This is a genomic window from Aphanothece microscopica RSMan92 (assembly GCF_046613545.2).
Lineage (GTDB): Bacteria > Cyanobacteriota > Cyanobacteriia > PCC-6307 > Cyanobiaceae > NIES-981.
Window position 1 is genome coordinate 1 of sequence record NZ_JBKKKY020000565.1, and the last position, 436, is coordinate 436.

Sequence of the window (436 nt, forward strand, 5' to 3'; positions counted from 1 at the left end):
CCCCCTTCGCTGGGCCGGCTGCCGGGGGGCTGCGCCTTTCACCCCCGTTGCACGGTCGCGCGCGACAACTGTCGGGGCATGGCGCCGGCACTGCGCCAGGTGGGCAACCATGCGGCGGCCTGTCACTTTGCCTTTGCACCTGCCGAGGCCGGCGCATGACCCACGCCCCCCCCCTGCTTGAGGTCCGCGACCTGGCCAAGCGTTTTCCCGTCAAGGGCGGGCTGCTGATCGAGCGCGAGATTGCGCAGGTCAACGCTGTCGCGGGCGTGTCCTTTGACCTTGCTGCAGGCGAGACGCTGGGCCTTGTGGGCGAATCCGGCTGCGGGAAATCGACGCTGGGGCGCTGCATCCTGCGTCTGATCGAGCCGTCAGAGGGGCAGACGCTGTTCCGTGGGCAGGACATCAACAGACTGTCGGCACCGCAGATGCGGGCGCT

At 69.3% G+C, this 436-nt stretch carries 2 protein-coding genes; both read left to right on the forward strand.

Features of this window, described 5'->3' with window-relative positions; translation table 11 throughout:
• Positions 1 to 9 precede the first annotated feature (9 nt).
• On the forward strand, positions 10 to 159 hold the full coding sequence (locus ACLD7X_RS19075; RefSeq protein ID WP_411425251.1) for a hypothetical protein: 150 nt from the start codon (positions 10 to 12) through the stop codon (positions 157 to 159).
• Positions 156 to 436, forward strand: a 281-nt coding sequence (locus ACLD7X_RS19080; protein WP_411425250.1) for an ATP-binding cassette domain-containing protein, incomplete at its 3' end; no start/stop codon positions are given. The genes ACLD7X_RS19075 and ACLD7X_RS19080, both read left to right, overlap by 4 nt.